General features: G+C 40.8%; 18 protein-coding genes. 3 read left to right on the top strand and 15 right to left on the bottom strand.

Features of this window, described 5'->3' with window-relative positions; translation table 11 throughout:
- Positions 1-10: 10 nt before the first annotated feature.
- The 11 genes from ACK1I8_RS06285 to ACK1I8_RS06235 form a co-directional block, all read right to left on the bottom strand.
- The gene (locus tag ACK1I8_RS06285; RefSeq protein WP_412468484.1) at positions 11-1,081 is read right to left on the bottom strand and encodes a dipeptidase; all 1,071 of its coding nucleotides are present in this window, start codon (positions 1,079-1,081) and stop codon (positions 11-13) included.
- 10 nt (positions 1,082-1,091) lie between these two features.
- Positions 1,092-2,207 carry a D-TA family PLP-dependent enzyme gene (locus ACK1I8_RS06280; RefSeq protein WP_412468483.1) on the bottom strand — a complete coding sequence of 372 codons (1,116 nt, stop codon included), beginning with the start codon at positions 2,205-2,207 and terminating at the stop codon, positions 1,092-1,094.
- A 1-nt stretch (position 2,208) separates the two neighbouring features.
- Positions 2,209-2,679 (bottom strand): RidA family protein, encoded by a 471-nt coding sequence (locus ACK1I8_RS06275; protein ID WP_412468482.1) that lies wholly within the window; start codon positions 2,677-2,679, stop codon positions 2,209-2,211.
- Between the two features lie 18 nt (positions 2,680-2,697).
- Positions 2,698-4,014 (bottom strand): gluconate:H+ symporter, encoded by a 1,317-nt coding sequence (locus ACK1I8_RS06270; protein WP_412468481.1) that lies wholly within the window; start codon positions 4,012-4,014, stop codon positions 2,698-2,700.
- Positions 4,015-6,330: a family 20 glycosylhydrolase gene (locus tag ACK1I8_RS06265; RefSeq protein WP_412468480.1), complete on the bottom strand. Its 2,316-nt coding sequence runs from the start codon at positions 6,328-6,330 to the stop codon at positions 4,015-4,017.
- A gap of 3 nt (positions 6,331-6,333) precedes the next feature.
- Positions 6,334-7,968 (bottom strand): alpha-L-fucosidase, encoded by a 1,635-nt coding sequence (locus tag ACK1I8_RS06260; protein WP_412468479.1) that lies wholly within the window; start codon positions 7,966-7,968, stop codon positions 6,334-6,336.
- A gap of 63 nt (positions 7,969-8,031) precedes the next feature.
- Entirely contained in the window at positions 8,032-9,564 is a 1,533-nt protein-coding gene (locus ACK1I8_RS06255; protein ID WP_412468478.1) for a SusD/RagB family nutrient-binding outer membrane lipoprotein, read from the bottom strand.
- A 10-nt stretch (positions 9,565-9,574) separates the two neighbouring features.
- The gene (locus ACK1I8_RS06250; RefSeq protein WP_412468477.1) at positions 9,575-12,988 is read right to left on the bottom strand and encodes a SusC/RagA family TonB-linked outer membrane protein; all 3,414 of its coding nucleotides are present in this window, start codon (positions 12,986-12,988) and stop codon (positions 9,575-9,577) included.
- An 84-nt stretch (positions 12,989-13,072) separates the two neighbouring features.
- The gene (locus ACK1I8_RS06245) at positions 13,073-14,095 is read right to left on the bottom strand and encodes a FecR family protein (protein ID WP_412468476.1); all 1,023 of its coding nucleotides are present in this window, start codon (positions 14,093-14,095) and stop codon (positions 13,073-13,075) included.
- A gap of 70 nt (positions 14,096-14,165) precedes the next feature.
- Positions 14,166-14,792, bottom strand: coding sequence for an RNA polymerase sigma factor (locus ACK1I8_RS06240; protein ID WP_412468475.1), 627 nt, complete (start codon positions 14,790-14,792; stop codon positions 14,166-14,168).
- Positions 14,793-15,047: 255 nt separating this feature from the next.
- Positions 15,048-17,306, bottom strand: a complete 2,259-nt coding sequence (locus ACK1I8_RS06235) for a GH92 family glycosyl hydrolase (protein WP_412468474.1) — start codon at positions 17,304-17,306, stop codon at positions 15,048-15,050.
- A gap of 712 nt (positions 17,307-18,018) precedes the next feature.
- Here ACK1I8_RS06235 and ACK1I8_RS06230 point away from each other — a divergent pair.
- Both ACK1I8_RS06230 and ACK1I8_RS06225 read left to right on the top strand, forming a co-directional pair.
- Positions 18,019-18,705, top strand: a complete 687-nt coding sequence (locus tag ACK1I8_RS06230) for a hypothetical protein (protein ID WP_412468473.1) — start codon at positions 18,019-18,021, stop codon at positions 18,703-18,705.
- Positions 18,706-18,722: 17 nt separating this feature from the next.
- Positions 18,723-19,370, top strand: a complete 648-nt coding sequence (locus ACK1I8_RS06225) for a response regulator (protein ID WP_412468472.1) — start codon at positions 18,723-18,725, stop codon at positions 19,368-19,370.
- A gap of 200 nt (positions 19,371-19,570) precedes the next feature.
- Here ACK1I8_RS06225 and ACK1I8_RS06220 read toward each other — a convergent pair whose 3' ends face one another.
- Positions 19,571-20,482 (bottom strand): sensor histidine kinase, encoded by a 912-nt coding sequence (locus ACK1I8_RS06220; protein WP_412468471.1) that lies wholly within the window; start codon positions 20,480-20,482, stop codon positions 19,571-19,573.
- A gap of 281 nt (positions 20,483-20,763) precedes the next feature.
- Between ACK1I8_RS06220 and ACK1I8_RS06215 the strand changes: the two genes are divergently transcribed.
- Positions 20,764-21,138 (top strand): response regulator, encoded by a 375-nt coding sequence (locus tag ACK1I8_RS06215; protein ID WP_412468470.1) that lies wholly within the window; start codon positions 20,764-20,766, stop codon positions 21,136-21,138.
- A 23-nt stretch (positions 21,139-21,161) separates the two neighbouring features.
- Here ACK1I8_RS06215 and ACK1I8_RS06210 read toward each other — a convergent pair whose 3' ends face one another.
- From ACK1I8_RS06210 to ACK1I8_RS06200, 3 genes are read right to left on the bottom strand one after another with little or no spacing between them, the layout of a single operon-like run.
- Positions 21,162-21,335 (bottom strand): hypothetical protein, encoded by a 174-nt coding sequence (locus tag ACK1I8_RS06210; RefSeq protein WP_412468469.1) that lies wholly within the window; start codon positions 21,333-21,335, stop codon positions 21,162-21,164.
- Positions 21,336-21,355: 20 nt separating this feature from the next.
- A complete protein-coding gene (locus ACK1I8_RS06205; protein ID WP_412468468.1) occupies positions 21,356-22,711 on the bottom strand; it encodes an exopolysaccharide biosynthesis polyprenyl glycosylphosphotransferase in 1,356 nt (451 codons plus the stop codon).
- Between the two features lie 7 nt (positions 22,712-22,718).
- Entirely contained in the window at positions 22,719-23,336 is a 618-nt protein-coding gene (locus tag ACK1I8_RS06200) for a hypothetical protein (protein ID WP_412468467.1), read from the bottom strand.
- Positions 23,337-23,342 lie beyond the last annotated feature (6 nt).

The following is a 23,342-nucleotide window of genomic DNA, read 5'->3' as shown; positions in this document are numbered from 1 at the left end:
TCAAATAAAATTATGCCCAGGCCTTTTTCAGAAAACGTAACCAGTTTCCGTGCATCAGGTTTTCGACATCCGTATCGGTATAGCCTCTTTTTATAAATAAATCAGGTACTTTCTGTAAATCAGCAATGGTTTCAAGATCGTAAGGACACTGTTCTTTGCCAAAGGCACCATCCAGATCTGAACCGACGCCCACATGTAATGCATTACCAGCAAGCTGACAAATGTGGTCAATATGATCAATCATCACTTCAAGGTTACAATTCATCGCCTTAGGCTGTGAAATACCTCGTTGCCAGTTAGGCACCATCATCCAGGCATCGAGTGCCGCTCCAATTACAGCACCACGATCAATAAGTGCATTAATCTGTTGATCGCTATACTGACGGTTATGGTTTACCAAACTGCGACAATTATTGTGCGAAGCCCAGATGTGTCCGTTGAAACGGCCCAGGGCATCCCAAAAACTATCATCGCATAAATGCGTAGCATCTAAGATTATATTTAATCTTTCCATTTCCTTTAACAATTCATACCCTGATGCAGTCATTTTGCCTGTTGCATCCGTTCCCTGTGCATAGCGGCCGGGACCATAATGCGCAGGGCCAACAGCACGTAAGCCGTTTTGCCATGCCCGTTCGAGATGCTTGGGCGTAACAAATGAATCTGCACCTTCCAGACTGAGAATATAGCCCACAGGCTTTTCACTAGAAGGCTGATCATTTTGCCATAAGTTGATATGTTTTTCCAGTGTTTCGAGGTTATGAACCTGGAACATTTCACCGGCATCTTCCATGGCTTTGTACCAGGCCAGCTGCCCTTGGGTTTGCGCCCAGGCTTGTTCAGGAGAATGCCAGCCAGGCAAATGATTATCAGGCGCCACATATCTCGCAATCTGTGTGGCCACCACCAAACCAATATTTCCTTTACGCAGCTCTGGTAGCGACACGGTTGCCAGCGCGCGGTCCGGTTTGTCGGTTAATCCTGCTTCACGCTGGTTGATGGCTGAAACCTCCTTTGTTAAATCACGGTTCCATTCCAGGGCATTCATGCTTAAATCCAAATGGGCGTCTATCGTAAACATGCTTAATTTTTTAAATGGTTATTTTTCTTTTTCGGGATATAATTTCCCAATACTCGATGGATTGATCTGCCTTCAGACAAATGGCTTTTTCATGGAGGGCAACAGTTGGACAAACATGATAAGGCAATCCATACAGCATATCGCCAGGCAAATAGTTTTCAGGTGTGGTGTTGCGCAATACCAGGTGTTCTTCACTCTGGCTTTGAACTTCAAGAAGCGGGGCACTGATAAAAAACACACGGTTTTTCAATTCCTTTTCTGCCGCCACCGCTTTGTGTCCAAGGTCTGTACATATCCATCCATCATCCGGAAGGGAAACTACCCTGCTGGCGACCAACGCGGCAGTATAAAATGCCTGTTCGGGGTAAGCATCCTGATAACCCTTATCCCAAAGAATAAAAGTACCGGGACTACATTCAAAATCGGTTTCAGAGGCATAGATCGGAAAGGTAGGTGTACCGCCGGCAACAATTCTAAGGTCATATCCTAAATATGCCTCAAGCTTTTCCTGCAAATCAGACAACTGTTTGATAACAGGTGCCGATTTCTCCATCCTTACTTCCATAGCTGCATCATGAATATGGCCATCATAGGCATGTAAACCCTTTATCCTTAAACCGGTAAGACGCCGCAGGCTTTTCACTAACGATAAGGCTTGATCCGGAGATATGCCTGTTCTGTTCATGCCGACATTCAAATCGATGTAAACATCAACTGTTACATCCTCTTTAATCGCCATTGCCGAAAGCTGCTCGGCTATTTTTGGGTGATCTGCCAGACAGCTAAAAGCCGTATCCGGATACTGACTTTTAAGTTTAAAAAAGCGGCTGATATTTTCGGCCACCGGTTGATAAGCGAGCAAAACATCAGGCACCTGATCCATTGCCAGCATTTCTGCCTCGGCAATAGTGGCACATTTGAATTTGTTGATGCCTGCCGATAGTAGCAGCCTGGTAATTTCCCTGCACTTATAGGTTTTTACATGAGGTCGTAACCGGCTTACCCGGTCAATCTTACTTTTCAGTAAACTGATATTCGCCTTCAAACGTTCCTCATAAAAAATAAGCGATGGCGTTTCAATACGCTCTTCATCAGGTAACAGGTACCAGGCTTGCTCTTGCTCCATTTTAAAATAGTTCAAATAAGGCCTCAATCTCTACCGGGATATTATCAGGCAATGAGCCGAAACCTACCGCACTGCGTACACCAATCCCGTTTTCATTACCCCAAACTTTTGCAAAAAGCTCGCTGCATCCGTTAATAATGAAAGGATGTTTCTCAAACTCAGGCGTACAGTTTACCATGCCCAATACTTTAATTACGCGTTTAACTTTATTCAGACTGCCTAAATTGGCTTTGATTGTTGATAACATGGTTAAACCTACCTGCAAAGCGGCAAGTTTACCTTCTTCCTGATTTAAATCCGATCCGATCCGGCCGATAATGAGTGATTTATCATCCTGCACCGGTCCGTGGCCACTTAAATAAAGATATTTTCCATCAACCAGGCAAGGCTTGTACACGCCTAATGGCGCAGGCGCAGGTGGAAGGTTCAGTTTTAATTGTTCGAAGCGTTCGTCGGGAGTTAAATTTTCCATTTTATATATGTGTTATAATTAAGCGATAATCACGTGAAGCAAAAGTATGCCAAGTAAACCAACAATACCAACAATTGACTCCATTAATGCCCATGATTTGAAGGTATCTTTTAAACTTAGACCAAAATATTCTTTAAACATCCAGAATCCGGCATCGTTAACGTGTGAGAACATGAGGCTCCCGGCTCCTACCGCCAGTACCATCAGATTTGGATTGGTATGCGTTTGCTCCATTAAGGGTACAATGATACCCGCAGTGGTTAAACCCGCAACCGTTGCAGACCCCACACAAAAGCGGATCAGAGCAGCAATCAGCCAGGCCAGAAATAATGGCTCCAGCTCAACATGCTGCAGATAAGCCGCAATCTGGTTGCTCACACCGCTTTCGGTTAAAATCTCCTTCAAAGATCCAGATCCGGCAATAATCAGTAAAATCAAGGCAATGTCTTTTACCGCATCACCGTAAATGCCCATAATTTCCGTCATCTTTTTACCTTGAGACAAGCCTAATAACCAGGTAGCTGCGATCAATACGATCAGCATCACCACAGAAGGGTGACCGGCAAATAAAATGTAAGGTAAAATCACTGAATCATGGCCCAGTAAGAGCGGAAGAAAAGATGCAGCAGCTAATAATATCACAGGGAGTAAGGCGGTAAAAAAACTTTTAAAACCACTGGGAAGATCCTGTTCAGCTCGTTCAGCAGCACTGAAGGAAGCGATCGGTACGGCCGTAATATTTTTTAGTGTCCGCGAAAACATGGGGCCGCCGATAACAATTGCAGGGATAGAAACGGCCAGACCATATAACAAGGTTAACCCCATATCTGCCTTAAATTGCACCACCAAAGCTGCTGGCGATGGATGAGGAGGTAAAAAACCATGGGTGACCGATAATGCGGCAAGCATGGGCAGACCAATATATAAAGCAGGTAATCTGTAGCGGTAAACCACAGAGAAAATGAGGGGTACCATCAATACAAAACCAATGCCATAGTAAAGAGGAATACCGATCAGAAATCCGGTAAGTACCATCGCCCATTGAATATACTTTTGTCCAAATACCTGCATACTTACCTGCGCAATTTTTTGTGCAGCGCCACTTTCGGCCACCAGTTTACCTAACATCGCACCTGCGGTAATGATGATTGCCAAGGAACCCAGTACGTCGCCCATACCCTTTTCTATACTGGCGGGGATTTTTGCAGGAGGTAAGCCTAATGCTAAACCAGCCATAAATGCTACCAGCAAAAAAGAGATGAAAGCATTGATCTTAAAAACTGAGATCAGTACAATTAATAGTGCGATGCAAAACAGAACAATTAGTATAGTCATTTAATTTACGATAATCTCATCTAACATTAGCCAGGCTTTTGTTCCGGCACCATAAAAACCGTCGGGAATGACTCCAATATTACTCGCTTTAATGCGTATGTACCGGGCCTTTATAGGAGTAATTTTATGCAGGGCTGCATTGATACCTTCCACACTGAAAACGGTTTGTCTTGATACCTCTTTGTAAACCTGCTGATCAGTTGAAACTTCTATTAAAAGGAGTTTAGGCGGATGCATTTTTTGCCACTGATAGTTTAAGGTATTAATGCCCACCTCACGTATCGTTTTTTCTTCGCCTAAATCAACCAGGGCTTCAAAATCACCGCCGCTGAGCCCCAGCCATTCGCCATTATTGTATAAATACGATCCCTGAATACCATTGGTTAAACGTTGGGCATCGATGTTATAGTTGCCTTGTCCGCTATGGGCAAGTGTAACTTTTTTACCTGTTGCCATATTTTTAACCATTGCCTGTTCAAACATTTTCCCTACCGGCTTGCCGGCCTTAAAAAGCTGGGCTTTTATTCTTGCCGATTGCATAATGCGAATCGGGCCGGAATATTTTGTGCTGCTCAAACCAGGTTTTTTGTCATTTAGCGTATACCGGATTTCGGCATTTGGCAAATCAGTACTTAAGGCAAAAGCTTTTGCATCATTTACGCTTTCGCCGGTAATATCATAAAAAGCGGTTGAATAATTCAGGTGTTTTAAAAACCGCTCATTTGCCATTAATCGGGCCAGGAAATCAGGATAAAGCTTATTCTCCTGACGCGACCATGCGATTTCTGCAAGGGCTATCACACGGGGAAAGATCATGTACTCCGCTTTAGAAGCATCGCTCAGATATTCACTCCAAACATTTGCCTGAACACCTTTGATATATTGTTGTTCTTCTGCATTCAGTTCAGCGGGCATAGGTTCATAATCATACACTTTTTTTAATGGAAGATAGCCACCTGCAGCGGTTTGTTCCGTTTTATAAAGCGATTGATAGTAATCCAGATAAAGAAATTTTTCAGGCGTCATGATGACGTCGTGTTTCAGCTTGGCCGCAGCAATGCCGCCTTCCAAACCACGCCAGCTCATAACCGTAGCATCGGGCGCCAAACCACCTTCCAAAATCTCATCCCAGCCGATAATCTTTTTACCTTTCGCATTCAGGTAACGCTCCATACGGGCAATAAAATAAGCCTGAAGTTCGTGTTCGTCGTTAAGCTTCTCCACTTTAATTCTTTTCTGGCATTTGGGGCAGTTATGCCAGCGGTTTTTAGGACATTCATCACCACCGATGTGGATATAGGCAGAAGGAAACAACGGAATTACTTCATCCAGCACACCTTCAAGGAAATGGAAGGTTTCTTCATTGCCTGCACAGAAAACATCATCAAATACGCCCCAATAGGTTGCCGTTTGGTAAGGTCCGCCGGTACAACCAAGATTGGGATAGGCCGCCAGCACGGCCTGTGCGTGTCCTGGCATTTCTATTTCGGGTATCGTGGTAATCTGGCGGGCGCTGGCATAAGCCACAATGTCTTTTATTTCTTCCTGTGTATAATAACCACCATATCTTTTACCGTCAAAACGGTGAGGATTTGTCCTTTTGTGTCCGATCAACGTTTCTTTACGATAAGCCGAAAAACTTTGCAGCAAGGGGTACTGTTTGATCTCTATCCGCCACCCCTGATCGTCGGTTAAATGCCAATGAAAAGTATTGATCTTGTAAAACGCCAGCATATCCAGCCATTTTTTTATCGATTGAACACTAAATAAGTGTCGGGCCACATCCAGATGCATCCCGCGATAAGCGAAACGTGGTTCATCCTGAATGCGATATGCTGGTACCGATGTCACCTTGCCATTCTTCCTGATCAGCTGCACCAGCGATTGTAAGCCGTAAAACAGCCCTTTTTCATCAATGGCTTTAATGGTAATGCCCTTCCGGGAAACATCAAGTAAGTAACCTTCTGATTTCAACTTCAGGCGGGCATCAACCATTAGATTGATCCCTTTGGCCGCTGGCTTATGGCTTCGCGACAGTGTAAAACCCGATAAATCCTGAAGGTACTGATCAAAAAACGATGTACTCAGCTTAGCAGAACCGGAAATATGCAACCTGGTCGTCTTTTGGATTATAAAACTCCCGGTCTGCTTTATTTCAACAGCCGGTTTCGGAATAATGCCCGAACCCCTATGTCCCTGCGCCAATACTTCAGCCGGAAAAAACTGGACCACCAATGCAAAAAGCAAGGCAACGCATTTTATCCGATCTAAAAGAAATTGATTGAGGAGATACATCATCATAAAACCTTTTACCATCCCCTAAGGTAAGTTTAAAACTTTATTTTCTCCATCTATCATTACATTTTGCTGTTCTACAACGGCTTTATATTCGTAAGCACCTTTAGGTAATTTTACTGTTCCGCTAAAAGTTCCATCCGTCCTGATATTTATCCAGGGACTCATTTTCCAATCGCCCGCATAAAGTGTTTCTACCTGCCCCAGGTATGGACGATAGTAAAACCTTGCCCGTACGGGTTTAATTTTAGGGTAGTTAAGCACTTTGCCATTGAGCGTAGCAACACCTGCAGCAACCTGGTAATCACCACTCTGTACCATAGCGGCTTCTGTAAATACAGGCTCAATATTTTCAAGCTTAATTACTACAGGATTTGGCCAGCGGTGATCGTCGTAAATACGCTGTGCCTTCACTACGGAAAGCTCAAGACCATTGGCCGTTTGCTTAAATCTGGACGATACATCCAGATCAGGTTTGTATTCAATAATCTTACTGTTTTGTCCCAGCACACTGATTTTTGTGTTTGCAGTAGCCTTGGCAGATTTTAAAATAAAAGTTTTGCGTTCACCCTCTTTCCAGTTTTTGGCATCCATCACAAGGGCAAATAAAGTTCCCGGCGCTTTTTGGGTAAAGTAGATATTTTGTTCTTTACTCACCACCCAGCTGCGCACATTGTCCATGGCCTCATGGTTGATAAAATACCAGGCCCCCATTTCACGTAAACGGTCTTCCTGCTCGTTGGGCAATGCACCATTTGCCTTTGGCCCCACATTAAGCAACAATGAACCGCCTTTCGAGCGGGCCTCGATCAATAACTCGATTAATTGCGAACCTGATTTATATCGCTCATTAGTAGGTTGGTACTGCCAGGCCGTACCAATTGTAATCGGCGATAACCATGGCTGCGTAATTTTAGCCCCTGGTAAGGTTTGTTCAGGCGTTAATATTGCACCTCGGGTAATCAGAATATCAGGCTGCATTTTCCACGCGGTTTCTTTAACAGCTTCTTTCGGATCACCATCAATAAATAAAACATCTATCTTACCATAATTCTGCATCAGCTCTTCGGTTTGTTTACGGTTATATGCTGCATATTCCTTTTTGGTCGCCTCATCCAGGTTGGTGATATTTCTGCTGATAGGAATTTTGTGTTTATAAAGAAAATTAAAATCTTCCGGCGAAAAATAAAAACCAACATCCAGCCCGGCATCCCGTGTAGCTTTTACAAATTCTTTCAGGAGGTCTTTTTTATATGGTGTATTGGTAATTTTAAAGTCTGTAGTTTTCGTATCCCAAAAACAAAAGCCAGCATGGTGCTTGGTGGTAAACACAATGTATTTCATACCGGCCAGTTTGGCCAATTCGGCAATTTCTTTAGGATTAAAAGATGATGGATCAAATGTTTTGGGAAGTTCGCTGAAGTACCGGTCTGTATAATCATCAGAAGCGCCGACCAAAGAGTGGCTGATCACTACACCCAGTTGTGCATCTACATTGAAGTGGATAAATAAACCCGCCCCGGTGTTGCGTAACCATTCCTCACGTTCAGGTTTGTTTAAGTTGTAATTACTGGAAGTTTCATCTTCTACCACATCATTTCGTTGCGCAGAAACAGTACCTGTAAAAAATAAACAGACTAATAGTATTCGGTATATCATTCTTCGGATCGTTTAATTCATCCGGCAAAGCTTTGTGCGCCCCGCCGGATATCATTAGCATATTTATAATTTGTCCCACCAGATGCGGGTCATGAAATCGTCTGCACCCTGACGGGCGATAGCCGCATCAAGTGATGCACGGTTTAAATTCTGCTCAGAAAGTGGATATAACATTCTTCTGAAAATCCGGCCACCTGTAGCATTTCCAACATAATTTACGGGCACCAAAGCCGGATAACCTGTCCTCCTGTAACTGGAGAAAGCCTCCTGTGCATCAGGAAATGCTGCCAGCCAATATTCAGTATAAATCTGTTGCATTTTTGCATCAAACGTTCCAGTGGTATTAAACGGGTGGTATTTGATATAAGTATTGATCTGCAAATCGGTGATAATTCCATCAGCTGGAGCAATGATTGCCCATTGTTTCATGGCGGCACGGATCCCTGATTCGTAAAGTGCAGCGGCTGTGCTACCAGTATACCATCCACGTAAAACCGCTTCGGCCAAAAGGAAATTGGTTTCGGCTGTTGTATATATGAGCTTCGCTCCACCCAAGGCCAGCACAGTTTTCTGATTGGGTTCTGAATAGGTTACAAAATCAGTAGGTTTTGAGCTCAACGTAGCTGGCATGCCTTTTTGTATCGCCATAGAAGTATCGGCAACACCATTTACATAAACCACAGAAAGAATCCCTAAACGCGGATCTTTATTGTTTTTCATGTAAGTAATGAACGTATTCTGATATTTTCCACCTTCAGGGTTGCTGGTACCATCAGCCTTGATATAGTCACTATTATACAGACTTAAGGCAATGGGATTTTTATTGATATCCTGGCCGGCACTCATGTAAACGATTTTAGCGATATCGGCATCATCGGTGATCACACCTCCGGCTATTGCCTTTTTCACCCAGGTTTCAGCCAATGTGGCATCCACCTTGGTTAAACGCATGCCTAAACGGAGCATTAGGGAGTACGCAAATTTCTTCCATTTAACGGTATTGCCGGCATAAATCAAATCAGCCTGACCAAAAGTACCTTTCGCTGCATTTAAACTTGATGCGGATTCATCCAGTTCCTTCAGCATGTCCAGATAGATATTTCTTTGCGCATCGTAGGCTGGTTTATAATTCGAATTGGTATAACCCTGGGCGGCTTCGGTATACGGAATATCGCCATATAAATCGGTAATGCGACTAAAGCAGTAAGCTCTCCAGATACGTGCAGCAGCTAATAAATTCACCTGTTCGGGATCGTTTTTTACGGCATTGATCACCAGTGCCAGCTCATTAATTTCCTGATAGTAGGCATTACTGAACTGGGCCATAGACTGCTGGCTTTGACTGGAAACATATTTCGATCCGAAGCCTGCCACATCGTTAAAACTGGTGGTATACTGCATCGTTCCCAGCAACAAATTAAGGTTATTTTTGGCACCATCATATTGCGCTTTAGTAAAGACATAAGCTGGCTGAATAATCGTCGAAGATTCAGGATCGGTATTAATTTCCTGAAAATCTTTGGTACATGAAGCTAAAAGTGCACTGGTTAGTGCAACGCAAACAGCTGATTTATATTTATTTATTATTTTTTTCATCTTTCAAGTATTAAAATTTAACCATGAGGTTTAAACCGAAAGTACGTGTACGTGGCAATCCGATTGATTCGAAACCTTGCGCATTACCATTTGTAAAACTCGATTCCGGGTCGAAATTATCGGTCTTTTTATAGAAGGTTAGGATATTACGCGCAACAAATGAGATACTGGCCGACTGTATTTTAAGAAAATCAAGTTTCTTAACCGGAATATTGTACGATAATATAGCCTGGCGAAGTTTGATAAAGCTCCCGTCATGTACAAATAGTTCTGAGTAATTACGCATGTCGTTATAATAAGCACGCAGATCGCTTACCGGAATTAAAGCTGAATATGGATTTCCTGCCTGGTCAACCCCCGAAATGGTCAATCCGTTTTCGCGTCCGGGCAAGGTGCTCTTTAATAATCCCAAACGGGTAGCATAAACTTCTTTGATAGAAAACACTTTATTGCCGAATTTACCATCTATCAGAAAGTTCAGATTAAAATTACCAAATCTGAAATCCTGGGTTAAGCCCATGGTTAGCGGCGCTACCCCATCGCCAAGTTCCTGTAAACCTGTAGCTACCGGGCGTTTTGTAGTAGAATTATAAACAATCTGGCCTGCCTCGTTCCTCAGCATACGTGTTCCCACAATAGTTCCGTAAGAGCTGCCTACGGTTTGGTTAATGTAACCCCAGTTACCTACAGAACGTGCCATTTCAAAAGTTGTGGTCCCATCTACCAGTTTTAATACTTCACTTTTATTGTATGCTACATTGTAACTGATATTCCAGCCAAACTTATTGCCCTGTACCGGAGTACCTGTTAAAAGAAACTCTACTCCTTTGTTGCTCAATTCACCCACGTTTAATACCGCATTGTTATAGCCTGAAGTAGATGAAATCGCTGCGTTGAGAATATCGTTGGTTGTTTTGCGACTATATGCAGTGAAATCCAATCCTAAACGGCCTTTAAACATTTTTAATTCTACACCGGCCTCGTAAGTCGTAGAAGTATACGGTTTCAGATTTGGGTTGGTAATGTCGTTTGTGGTTACATTCTGAAGCGGCTGCCCCGAACTTGGTACATTACTATAACTCAGGTTAATTTTATATGGATCGGCAGCACCACCTCCTACTTCAGCCCATGATGCACGGACTCTCAATATATCAATAGACGATGGCAGTTTGAAAGCATCAGATGCGACAAAACTACCGCCCACACTTTGATATAAGATACTATTATTATCCGGGCTTAAAGTAGAAAACCAGTCGTTACGTGCGGTATAGGTTAGAAATAGTATGCTTTTGTAATCCACATCAGCAGATCCGAATACCGAGTTCGTCCTGATTCGCTGATACGTAGGGATGGTACTCGAAGTGGCCAGGTTTTTATAACTGTAGAAAAATGGAATGGTAAAGGTATTTCCATCCATATTCAACTGTTTATTTTCAAACCGGCGGCTGTTTGCTCCACCCAATATGGAAATTCCAATTTTATCTGCGATGCGGTTTTTATAATTTCCGGTAATCAGCGAGTTGGTTTCGGAAACATCCGATTTAATGCCGGAATACTGTCCTTTTGGAATGTAGATATCGCCGGTTGGCAAAATATTAACATAATTATAATTGTAAAAATCGCGGCTGATGACCCCTTTTAACTGGAAATTCTTCACGATATCATAGGTAATAGACCCCTGGCCGATAAACCTGTTTTTTACATCATTTTGCTGGTATTTATTGATCACAAAATAACCGTTGGTGGCAATACCTGCATCGTTCCAAGGCGTTTGGTTCCCGGCGGCATCGTAACCTGGGGCAAGCCAACGCACATCTACCGTATTGGCAACCTCATAAGGTGTCCAGTTTGGATTACCCAACGCATCGCCGGCCAGCGTTCTGCCAAAACCTTTTTCGAGGTTGTACTGCGCCAAACCTTCTACCTTTATTTTATCAGTAATTTTTGCATTAATGTTTAGGTTGGCGGTCTGTCTTTTAAACCGGGTACTGGAAATAATCCCTTTACTGTCCAGATCTGACAAAGATAAACGGTAGATAATACCATCTGTACCACCCGAAAATGCTATGGTATTGGTAAAGTTTGTTCCCGTAGAATAGAAATTTTTGATGTTATCCTTTACTGCACTGTAGGGATGGGTTAGTCCATCTGCAGCTACATAGTCAGATCCATCTATTTTCGCTCCAAATGATAAACGGCCGGTGGCAATCGCATCGTTCTTCGTCATAGGTTTAACCCCACCCAGCCCTTGTCCGTATTCATACTGATAATCATTATCATTAATGGCGTTCTCAATGGTAAAGGTGGTATTATATTCCACGCCGATACCTTTTTGTTTAACGCCCTTTTTGGTGGTAATTAAAATCACCCCGTTACTGGCGCGCGAACCGTATAGTGCAGCTGCAGTACCACCCTTTAAAACGGTAATACTTTCAATATCATCCGGATTGATACTTGAAATTCCATCACCCCTATCCACATTGGTAGCCAGGCCATTTGTAGTGGCTGCACCACCTGGTACACTGTTATCAATCGGCATTCCGTTTACCACATAAAGCGGCTGGTTATTGCCGTTAAATGAGCCATTACCACGGATGATTACCCGGCTGGACCCACCAGGCCCTGTAGATAAACCCGTAGCATTAACCCCTGCAATTTTACCTGTTAAGGCATTAGCTACGTTATTTTCACGGGCCTGCGTAAATTCAGATCCCTTTACTTCTGTAACCGCATAACCTAAAGCTTTACTGTCACGTTTTATCCCCAACGCGGTTACCACTACATCATTTAAGCTGCTTGCACTCTCTTTTAGTTTTACGCTTACGGGTGTTTTAAAATCACTTACCGGAAGTTCAAGTGTTTCGTATCCTACAGATGCAATGCTTAAAACGATGGGTTTTCCGGCCAGTTCGTTGGGAATGGTAATGCTAAACTGTCCCTGCGCGTCAGTTGAAGCACCGGTTTTGGTCCCTTTGATATATACGGTAGCCCCTATTAATGGCAGGTTATCGCTTGCTGAAAAAATGGTCCCCTTAATTACATCAGCTGCATTTACGGCTCCGGCACTAACAATAATATACTGCGACTCGCTGATCTTATTAAAATCAAGTGATGAACCTTCCAAAGCAACAGTTAAAGCCCTTTTGGCATCACCAATGGCCATCAGCTGTGTTTCAGTCAGGTTGCTGTCTTTGTTTTCCAGAATACCGGCTTTATAAGCTATCTTGATATCAAACCTGGTTTTGATCAGTTGTAAGGCCGTTTTCAGCGCTATTTTATTATCGTTATGGCTTTGCGCTTTTACCCTGTTCACATGTGCCACATTGCGGGCCAGGAGCTGGGCAGAACAAAATAATGTACACGCACAAAGCATCAAAGTAAGGCAGCTGTATTCAGCTACCCTCCTAAGGTAGAGTATTCTCATAATCCTGTTTAGTTTAGTTGTTGTTGGTTAATTGTTGTTAATTTCCAGCTTAGATTGGATTCAAGCGCTTAAATCTTTTCCAAACTATGGTGTTATGGTTATTTTCTTGTTACTTGTTGTAATATTTAAGTGTAAGGTGGTAGATAAAATCTGAAGCAACTCTTTAACGCTGGCTACATTTATTTCGCCTTCAACCTTAAGTTCGCTCAATTTTTTATCTTTTAACAATACTTCATAGCCCAGATCATCCTGTAATACTCCGATCATCTCTTCCAGACTGGCATTTTGAAACACTAGCTGACGGTTGATCCAGGCAGTTAAATGTTGCGGGTTAACCATTTTCTGATGAACCAGATTACTTTCCTCTGCGTGCTTTATCAAATCACCAGGTTTCATCACAAATTGTTTCCTGTGTTTGGCTTCATCTACGTAATCCACCCTGATTTTACCTGTTATCAGGCCAACAGTTGTTTTTTCATGTCTGCTTTTTACATTAAAGGTGGTTCCCAATACTTCAATGTTCAGGTCTCTGCAATGCACTATAAATTTTTCGGCTGGCTGGATGTGATTGGTATCCACATTGATGTGTTTCACCTTAAACAAAGCTTCGCCATCAATCCAGACTTCTCTTGGCCCATCACCAAAACCTTCAGCATAACTGATTTTTGAATTTCCATTCAGTGTCACCTCCGATCCATCTGGCAGGGTGATGGTTTTGATCATACCATAATCCGTTTGAACCGCATCTTTGTTCCATAAGGTGAAATAGAGTACAGCCGATAAAACCACTACGGCAAAAACCGCTGCTACCTTAAAGAAAGGTGAAAAAGAAAGTTTTTTGATTTTCGGCCCACCTGCTGTTACACTGAGCGAAATTTTTTCGAAAATCGATTGCTGCGCCTGTTCATTACTGAAAACTCTTTGCTGGCGATAAGCGGAAATGGTATCGAACGCAGCCAGGGCGATTTTGCTTTTATAAGGATGTTCAACTTTGAATTTTTCCCATGCCAATACATCCGAAGCATTCTGTTCCACAACAAATGTCAGAAAAACATCATCATTCAGAAAATCATCAAAAGTGTAGTGTGTATATTTAGAAAAATCCATATCAGCAAGTTATTTATAAACGCTATATACATGAACCAGCCAAAATTATCCCTACATTTTTGAAAAAAAATTAATTAATTTCTAAAAGTGCTTTTTTTGATGCCATGAAAGCCAACATCATCATTAAATCTACCAGTCTGACGCGTTCCTGAAGTTTCCCTATAGCCTTGTAAAGCAGTTTATAGCTGGAAGCAACATTCAGATTCATAATATCTGCAGCCTCTTCGTAGCTTAAACCTTCATAAAATCTTAGGTAAATAATTTCCTGTTGTCTGTTAGAAAGGGTATTGATAGCTTCTTTTAATTTACGCTGAAGTTCTTTTTTCGACTCATCTTCCATAAAAATGGTATCAAATGATACTTCAAAATTAAATGGATAATCGTCAGGGGAATCTACCTTTACAAAACGTTGCTGAGATTCCATTTTTCTAAACAAAAGGTTTCTTAGTGATTTATAGAGATAATTTTTTACCGATACGGGATTACCTAATTGCGCTCGCTTAGCCCATAAATTCACAAATAAATCGTGTACCGCATCCTCTATCAGGCTAACATCCCTGGTAAATTTATGACCGTAATTATTGAGTGCCTTAAAATGGATATTGTACAATTGTCTGTAAGCGTTCCAATCCCCTCCTTTAAAGGCATTCCATTCGGACGCAGTGGCTTCATTAACTTGAACCTTTTTTAACGGCATAGGGATCATTCGTTTTACTAACTTAGTAAAATTAAGCTACGAAAGAAATTTATTGATAAATAAGTTCATTTATTGGATTTATTGTTTGCTTTTTATCATTTCAGCCTTGAATAATCATCCGGATTATCCGGCGGTTGATGTTTTTATGTAATACATATGATTACATAGGCCAAGTCATATAAATTTCCGGGAAATTAAAATCAAAATTTCATTATGCGCTACACATCCTCACAGTTAAAAGAGATAAACTAATAATTATGGCCTCGCTTCTGTACTCTTCCCATACACAACACCGGGCTCAGCCCCCATATAAAATACCAGCTTACCACCTTTCAACACATCTTTATGCAGAATATAGGTATCAGGATAGGGTTTTCCGTTCAGTTCTACTTTCTGGATATACTTGTTTTGAATGCTGTTATTTACTGAACTGATCTCAAAGGTTTTTTGATTGCAGAGATTGATTTTTGCACTTTCAAACAACGGAGAACCGAACACATACTTCCCCTCCAAAGGATTAACAGCATACATCCCCAGGGCGCTAAAGGCATACCAGGCACTCATCTGCCCTACATCTTCATTTCCACTCAAACCATCAGGTTTTGTGGTGTAGAATTTTTCCATCACTTCACGAATAAGCTCAGCGGTTCTGGATGGCTGCCCAATGTAGTTGTATAGATAAGTGATATGGTGACTAGGTTCATTACCGTGAGCATATTGTCCGATTAACCCTGAAATATCGGGCGCAGCACTTTCATGTTGCCTGGACGACATGGCGAACAAATTATCCAAACGTTTTTTAAAACTGGTCTCACCCCCTAAAAGTGTTACCAGGCTATGTACATCTTGCGGTACGAAGAACAAATACTGCCAGGCATTGCCTTCGGTAAAATCTGAAGTTTCAGGTTTGGAATATACCGGATCAAGCGGGTGTTTGAATGAACCATCGGCCAAACGACCGTTGAAAAAACCCGTAGCCCTGTCAAAATACAGTTTGTACAGCTGGCTTCTCTTCGTAAAATAAACCGCATCATCCTGCTTTCCCAGTAAACGCGCTACTTTCGCAATGCCTGCATCAGCAATGGCATATTCCATCGCCCAGGCTACAGATTCGTGCATCTTGTCTGAAGGGATATAGGTCAGTTTATTCAGGTATTGAAGACCCATTGAATCGCGCGTGGCTGTATGTTTCATCGCCTGATAGACTTCTTCTTTTTGAGCCTCCTCGATCAGACCTTTCCCAAAAGCATCAGCCAGGATAATGATAGCAGGATTACCAACCATACAGTCGGTTTCACTGCCCACTAAAGGCCAAACCGGAAGCCTGCCCTGTTGCTGGTGGATCGCCAGCATGGATTTTACAACATCTTTAATTAAATCAGGCTGCACAATAGTCATAAACGGGCTCCATCCGCGGTAAATGTCCCAGATCGACATAGTTGTCAGGTTACGGAACGGTGCCCGCTGATAAACTTTCTTATCCGTTCCCCTGTAATCGCCATTGGCATCATTAAACAAGGTGGGTCCGTAATACATATGGAAAAGTGCAGTATAAAAGATCTCTTTATTCCGGTCACTTTTATCTGATATAATAATTTTAGAAAGGATCTTTTCCCAAGCCCGATCTGCCTGTTGCCTGTATTTGCTGAAACTGCCTGACGCTGCCTCTGTCTTCATATTGGCAAGCGCATTCTCCTCGCTTACAGGCGATAGGGCAACTTTCACTGTGAGATCAGGATTTTTAGCGGCGTCGAAGAACAAGGCCACTTTGGAATGTAAACCTTCTACCTGCTGTGATTGCTGAAGTATACTATCCGCGTAAAAAGCAGATTTAATGATTGGCTGCGAGGTTCTCAATGCAAAATACAGGCGCTGATCGCTAGCCCATCCTTTAGAAAACCTGTAGCCCGTATAGGTCGAGTCGTTTACTTTTTTAATGAAGGTTTTCACCGGCCTATCCCAGTTCATGGAAAATCCAAGATCAATCAACAGGTGGGCATTGTCTGCTTTATTGTAGTGATACTGGTGAATACCCACACGTTCTGTAGCTGTAAGTTTGGCGTCTACATTGTATTTGTCTAAGTGAACGGCATAATAGCCCGGGTGGCATACCTCCGATTTTTTGCTGAACAGCGAACCGTAACCGGTTTCAGGCTTGTTAAACTTCATGGGATAAAGTTGTACCGTGCCATTCGCCGGAACAATCATAATGTCGTTCAGGTCTCCTATCCCCGTTCCGCTTAAGTGTGTATGGGTAAATCCAAGAATTTCCTGACTCAGGTAATTATAACCGGAACACCAGTCCCAACCATTAAACTTATCCCAGCTACGGCCAATTTGCGACGGACCGAGTTGTACAGCCCCGAAAGGTACATTCGCTCCAACAAAAACATGGCCATGTTCTTCGGAACCAATAAAAGGATTTACATAACTTGTTAAGGATTTTTTCTGTGCATAAACTGCAGTTGACATTATCAAAGCGGTAATACAGATTATATTTGTTTTCTTTAGCATTTTTGTAATTTATAAACTGGATTCCTGAACCTCATCAGATTCGCCTAAAATAATAGATTTCAATTATAAAATGGCCACCATTGTAATTTTGTGGTGGAGAATATCTACGAAAATATCGATAGGCATCAGCTTCAGCTATATAATCCAAAAACGCTGTTTGTTATCCCGTTTCGGTTTTACAATGGATGGTATATCCGTCGAAAGTCAGGGTATATGATCTATTTGAAAACTGTTTTTGAAGATTGATCTTGATTTCCAATAACTGAATCAAAAATATTATTAATCATGGATAACAGATTAGCATGGATAACGTAGTTTATGATTCATTGTTCAAACATTTGCTTAGCCGTTACCGGAATTTCAGCAATCCCCGATAAAAAAGGCTAAAAAGTCTTTTTTCCTTTCAATATCCCTTAAATGAGTAATACAAACCATACACTATTTACCGATCTTTGGAGTACAAACTATTTTCTACTCAACTATTAGGATAAATGTTTCAAGTCGAAGTGAACAATTACCGGTTTATGGGCTTTGAGCTGAAAAAATCGCTATGTTATTTGGTATTGCCATTCAAAATACATGATTCGGTTTGTAACAAGTGCCTATCCTTTTAAAAGATAAACAGGTCATGGAAGATCAGATACCATTGTTACGTTTGCAAAAATTCAGAGGACCAATCCGTTCATTCAAGATTTTATGATATTTGGAAATCATGCCATATAAATCAGACACTAATAAACTTAGAGGGAATATTGAGAATATGAGGGCGTCAGAAATTGATTTAAGGATGAAGTCAGAAAACGAAATTACCCCTCTTTTTAAAGAGGTTTTCTTTAATCTGGACTCATCTGGAACATTCATCAGACTAAATAATCCCTGGACGCTTCTTTCCGGATATGACCTACAGCATTCTCTTCATCAATCTATCTTTACCTATCTTGAAGATCAGGAACAGATTAAACAAATTAAAGAATTTATATTTGGCAACGCGCGGCAAAGTTTAACTATAGAATTAAAAATCAAAACACTAAATTCTTTAAAATGGGTAAGCACCAGCCTACTTAAAACCGACAAGTATACGCCTAATGGCATGATATGGGGCACATTTACCGACATCACCAAATGGAAGGAAGAGCAAGATGTTTTGCTCAAACATTTAAGCCAGGTGAAGAATCAGCAAACAAGAAACATTGATTTATTCAAAAATTTCCTGCACGACATCAATTCTGCTCATGCCGGGATTTTATCCAGCATTGAACTTCTGGAACTGATCAATTCTGAAACAGACGCGAAAGGAAAACACGAAAGCAAACACTATTCTGAAATCAAATCACAGATTCTGATGATCAGCAATTTGCTGGATAACTTTGTGTCTTCCCTGCAACTCAAATCCTATTAACATTTCTTTCTTATCCCATGGCTCAGAATATAACAAAAATCGGAATCATTGAAGACAACGAATATCTTCTTAGAAATTACAATGATTATTTTAATCTGCAGGAAGGGTATCAGGTTAGTTTTGCTTTCAAAAATTTCGGTCTTTTCGAAAAAAACAATACCAAGAATTTCAATACAGATATCATATTGCTGGACATTAATCTTCCGGACATTTCAGGAATAGATGCAATTCCTATTTTAAAGAAATATTATCCCAAGGTAATTATCGTCATGCTTACGGCTTATAAAGATGTTGAATATATTATACGGTCTGTACAAAGTGGTGCACTGGGTTATCTGGTAAAAGGAATGCCTTTAAATGAAATTAAGCAATCTTTGGACACCTATAAATCAGGCGGAGCCGCAACAAGCCCTCTGGCAATAAAAAAAATATTCGAATACATCGGCCAGCTGCACAAGAAGAAGCAAAAGGAATTTGAAAGTCTAACTCCCCGCGAAAAACAGGTTACAACATGCCTTGTAGAGGGTTTATCTTATAAAGGTGCAGCAGTAAAACTTGGACTTAAGCCAACCACTATTAACCAGCACCTTAAGAACATTTACATTAAATTCAATGTGAACTCAAAAGCAGCGCTAATTTCAAAGGTACTCTCCAATCAGATTTAGTTGGAAGATCAATAAATCATCTATCTCCTCCATCCAGCCTGCTTACCAAAATCCGATGGTACAAAAACTACACTTTTGCAAAAGAACAGTGGGCGGGCTCAATCATTATCCTGAACGCTGATTTAACTGACATCATTAGATAATTAATTTTGATGTAAATGCGCGCCAAAAAGTTGACATAAAGACTCTGACTGCAATATTTAATCCATTAACTTTGCTAAAGTAATTTTAACGGTTGTGCCTTTGTTAGCCCTGCTTTCAATTTGTATAGTGCCATGGTTCATTTCTACAAAGGCTTTAGCGATCGATAATCCAAGGCCCGAGCCGGAAATTTTACCGACGTTTTTTGCCCTGAAAAACTCCTGGAAAAGAAACGGTGTATCTTCTGCTGAAATTCCTATACCCAAATCCTCAATTTCCAACACTACCCGGTCATGAAGATCTTTTGTACGGATGTATATCGGCGTATTATCGGGTGAATATTTCACCGCATTACTGATGATATTTTCCATAACATTCGTCATTAATGCGGCATCTATAGATACCCTGGCATCATTGGCAAAAAGAGAGATTTTTAATTCTCTTTCGCCAACTACCGTCTTCCCGTAAGTTTCCAGATAACTATAAATAAAACGATTAAACCAAACAGCGTCTGGTGTGTAAGGTAGTATGCAATCCTCGCTATTATTTACCTCAGACAAAGCGTTAACGATAGTCGAAATTCTGTGAGTTTCGGCAAGAATATCATCCAACTTCTCTTTAAACCTATCAATTTTCTTCTGATCCGGCCTATTTTCCAATAGCATTTTACAAATTTCGATGCTGAGTTCAATATTCGATAACGGAGTACCCAGATCGTGTACAGACATATTTACAAATCTGGAACGAAATCTATTGAGCTGCCTGGCTTTTTGAAGTTCTTTTAAAGTATGCTTAAAAGGCCATTTCACTAAAATAAATCTGCCTATTTTAGCAAAAAACGATAATAAAATTACATTTTTATTCATTATGCGCATTCTGCTTAGCTTGGTTAACCATGCAATCACAAATCCGCGCATAGTAATGGAAGATTTTTCGATTGGCACAATACAGCGTTGATTGTTAAATTCCATTTACCGAATAATAATCTCTGCCAAGATACGGTAGTCGTCTATAATCCAATCAATAATTTGATATTAGCATCAAAAAAATCATTTTTTTCATTCGGGCAAAGTATTTATAACCCGTGAGAAGGATGCGTACGATCTGAGCATTTCAAAAATGGTTAATTTAAAAGCCGAGCAGAGTTAAATTTTTAACATTTTTTATTTTTTGTAGTTTTTACCATTCAAATTAAGCTACATTATCTGAAATAAAATCTTTTATCCTTAACATTGATGTGTAAATTAACCTTATGATCAAAATACTCCTCATAGAGGATGATGAGCGCCTGAGACAAAATATTGTTGAAATTCTTGAACTATGCGAATATACTATATATACCGCTGTTAACGGAAAGGAAGGATATGAAAGATGCCTGCATTTAAAACCCGATTTAATTATCTGCGACCTCAATATGCCGTTAATGAACGGACCAGAATTTATCGGCAAAATTAAAAGCGGTGTTTTATCGCAAACCCCAATCATTTTGCTAACCGGAACGAGATACTTTGACGATGAACAGAAAAAGGCAATTGCAGAAGCCTGCGGATTTTTAAGGAAACCGTTTTTAACCAGCGATCTAATCCAGTTGATTAAAGAAAATACAGGTGATTTTTCAACGCCATGATGAGTTTTAATTATTGGGATACTTTAACGCTCTTCATAGCTCCAAGAGGCTTTAATTTTATGATATAGCACCATTAATCTTTCGATTTCTTTTTTTTGAACATCGTTTTTTTTAGAAATGCGGTACAGTTCCTTTCCCAGAAAAAAAGAAGCCAGGCAAATTCCGGAAACAGCACCAGCTATAAAGTAAGCAAACATAATATCTTGATTTAGTTGAATTAAAATGCTTTTTCATCACCCTTCAGGGCAGTGTAAATGGTAAGTAAACAAATTTTCAGATCTTTCATAAAACTCCAGTAAGTCAGATATTCGATATCTGAATCTATTCTGTTTTGCATCTCCACAATCTGTTTGGTTTCTCCCCTTAAACCTTTGATTTGAGATAAGCCGGTAATACCAGGTTTTATAAAATGGCGAACCATATAATTTTCAACAACCTGACTATAATCACACGTATGTTTTAACATATGCGGCCTTGGTCCAACCACACTCATTTCTCCGATCAGTACGTTATAAAATTGTGGAAGTTCATCCAGGCTGGTCTTCCTGATAAAACGTCCGATATGTGTTAAACGATCGTCCTTTTTCTGAGCTTGCCTGGTATCACTTTCAGTATTTACCTTCATACTTCTGAATTTGTAACACCAAAATGCTTTATTGTTTTCTCCTGTGCGGAGCTGTTTAAATAAAACAGGACCTCTGCTCTCCCACTTTATAATGCATGCTAAGAGCGGATAAAGCCAACTGAGCACAAATAAGATGACAAACAAGCTAAATAACACATCAAAAGTTCTTTTCTTCAAACGGTTAATGCTTTCTGCGAGTGGTTCAGGACGGGAGCAGATTACCTGGAACCCTGCCAGCGTACTGACCGTGAACTGATCAACAGACATGTCTGGATAAAAAGGTATAAATCTTACCCTTAAACAATGGCTGTCTGCCAACTTAATGTAAAGCCCCATATCTTCTAGATAGTCTTGGTGCATCACTACATATAGTTCTTTCAGTTTTGCTTTTGCAGCAATATTAATGGTATTCACCAGTGATGTCCTGATTCTATCCGGATAGTCGTGTGGCTCAGATTCATTTTCATCAAAGAACTGTACAGGTTGATTAATGGCTTCGAAGTAAGCAGCCAGTCTGATTCCAGCCAGATTAAAACCCCAGATTCCTATCTTCTGAGATTTGCTCTGTATTCGGATCAACAAAGAGGCGATGATGATCCGGGAAATCAATAAATACAAAAGCATACCGGTAAACAGCCATAATCCCGAAATCTGGCTTATTTCAATAGGCAACCGCCACAAAATGATATAGGTTAACAAGGTTTGCGTGACAAATACTGACCAGCTTCGTCTAAAAAACGCTATAACATGTAAATCTTCTTTGAAATGATATAATCTAAAAACGATTGCTGCCAGCACCCAGGTTATCACGGTTGTTTGCTGCAGATTAATCACATTGTAGTGATCATCGTTAACAGTATAGTGAAACAGGTGAAAAGAAACCAGCAAAGCGATGATATCCGCCATCATACACGATATCATGGTCATGTATTTATATCTGTTTCTCATGGTTAAATCAATACTGGTTTTTAATCCGATAAATAATTCCCAATACCCCTTGCTTGTAGCTATATGGATTTCTTTTCAGGGTTAATTTACCCATGGCTTGTAAATTTAACCCCCACTGATCATTGGCCCATATCCATGTGCCCAAACCAAAGTTTGCATTAAACTTATCTTTTCTTGCGGCATCACGCCAGCTATAGCCAATACCCGCCGTAAGGTAAGGCTCCAACCAATATTCCTTGGGCATCAGGTTGGCAAAACTGTATTTAAGATTTAAATCTGCCGAAAATAGCTGTTTACCGCTGGAGCGGTCATTGTTCCCGCTTAGCATCCCATTTACGGAAAAACTCCTGCTGAATTTGTAATCTGCAAAAAGGGTCAGTACACTAACATCCCAGCTGCTGGTGCTAAAAAAATCCCTGAAATATCTATTGCTGTTTTCAGCATCAAAGCCAGCATCGTTTACGGCATTAATGCCCACTCCAACAATCCATCTTTTTTTAAAAGTATAAACTTCGGGAATGCTATTGCTTTGATAAGCAAGTTTCCTGTCCGGATTTTGAACTTTAGCAATCTGACAGAAAGCACCTGTCGTGATAAATGAAGCAATAATAAATAAAAATTTCATAACATT

It is taken from the genome of Pedobacter sp. KLB.chiD, from assembly GCF_047040275.1.
Taxonomy (GTDB): Bacteria; Bacteroidota; Bacteroidia; order Sphingobacteriales; family Sphingobacteriaceae; genus Pedobacter.
This window is presented reverse-complemented; position numbering and strand designations above follow the sequence as displayed.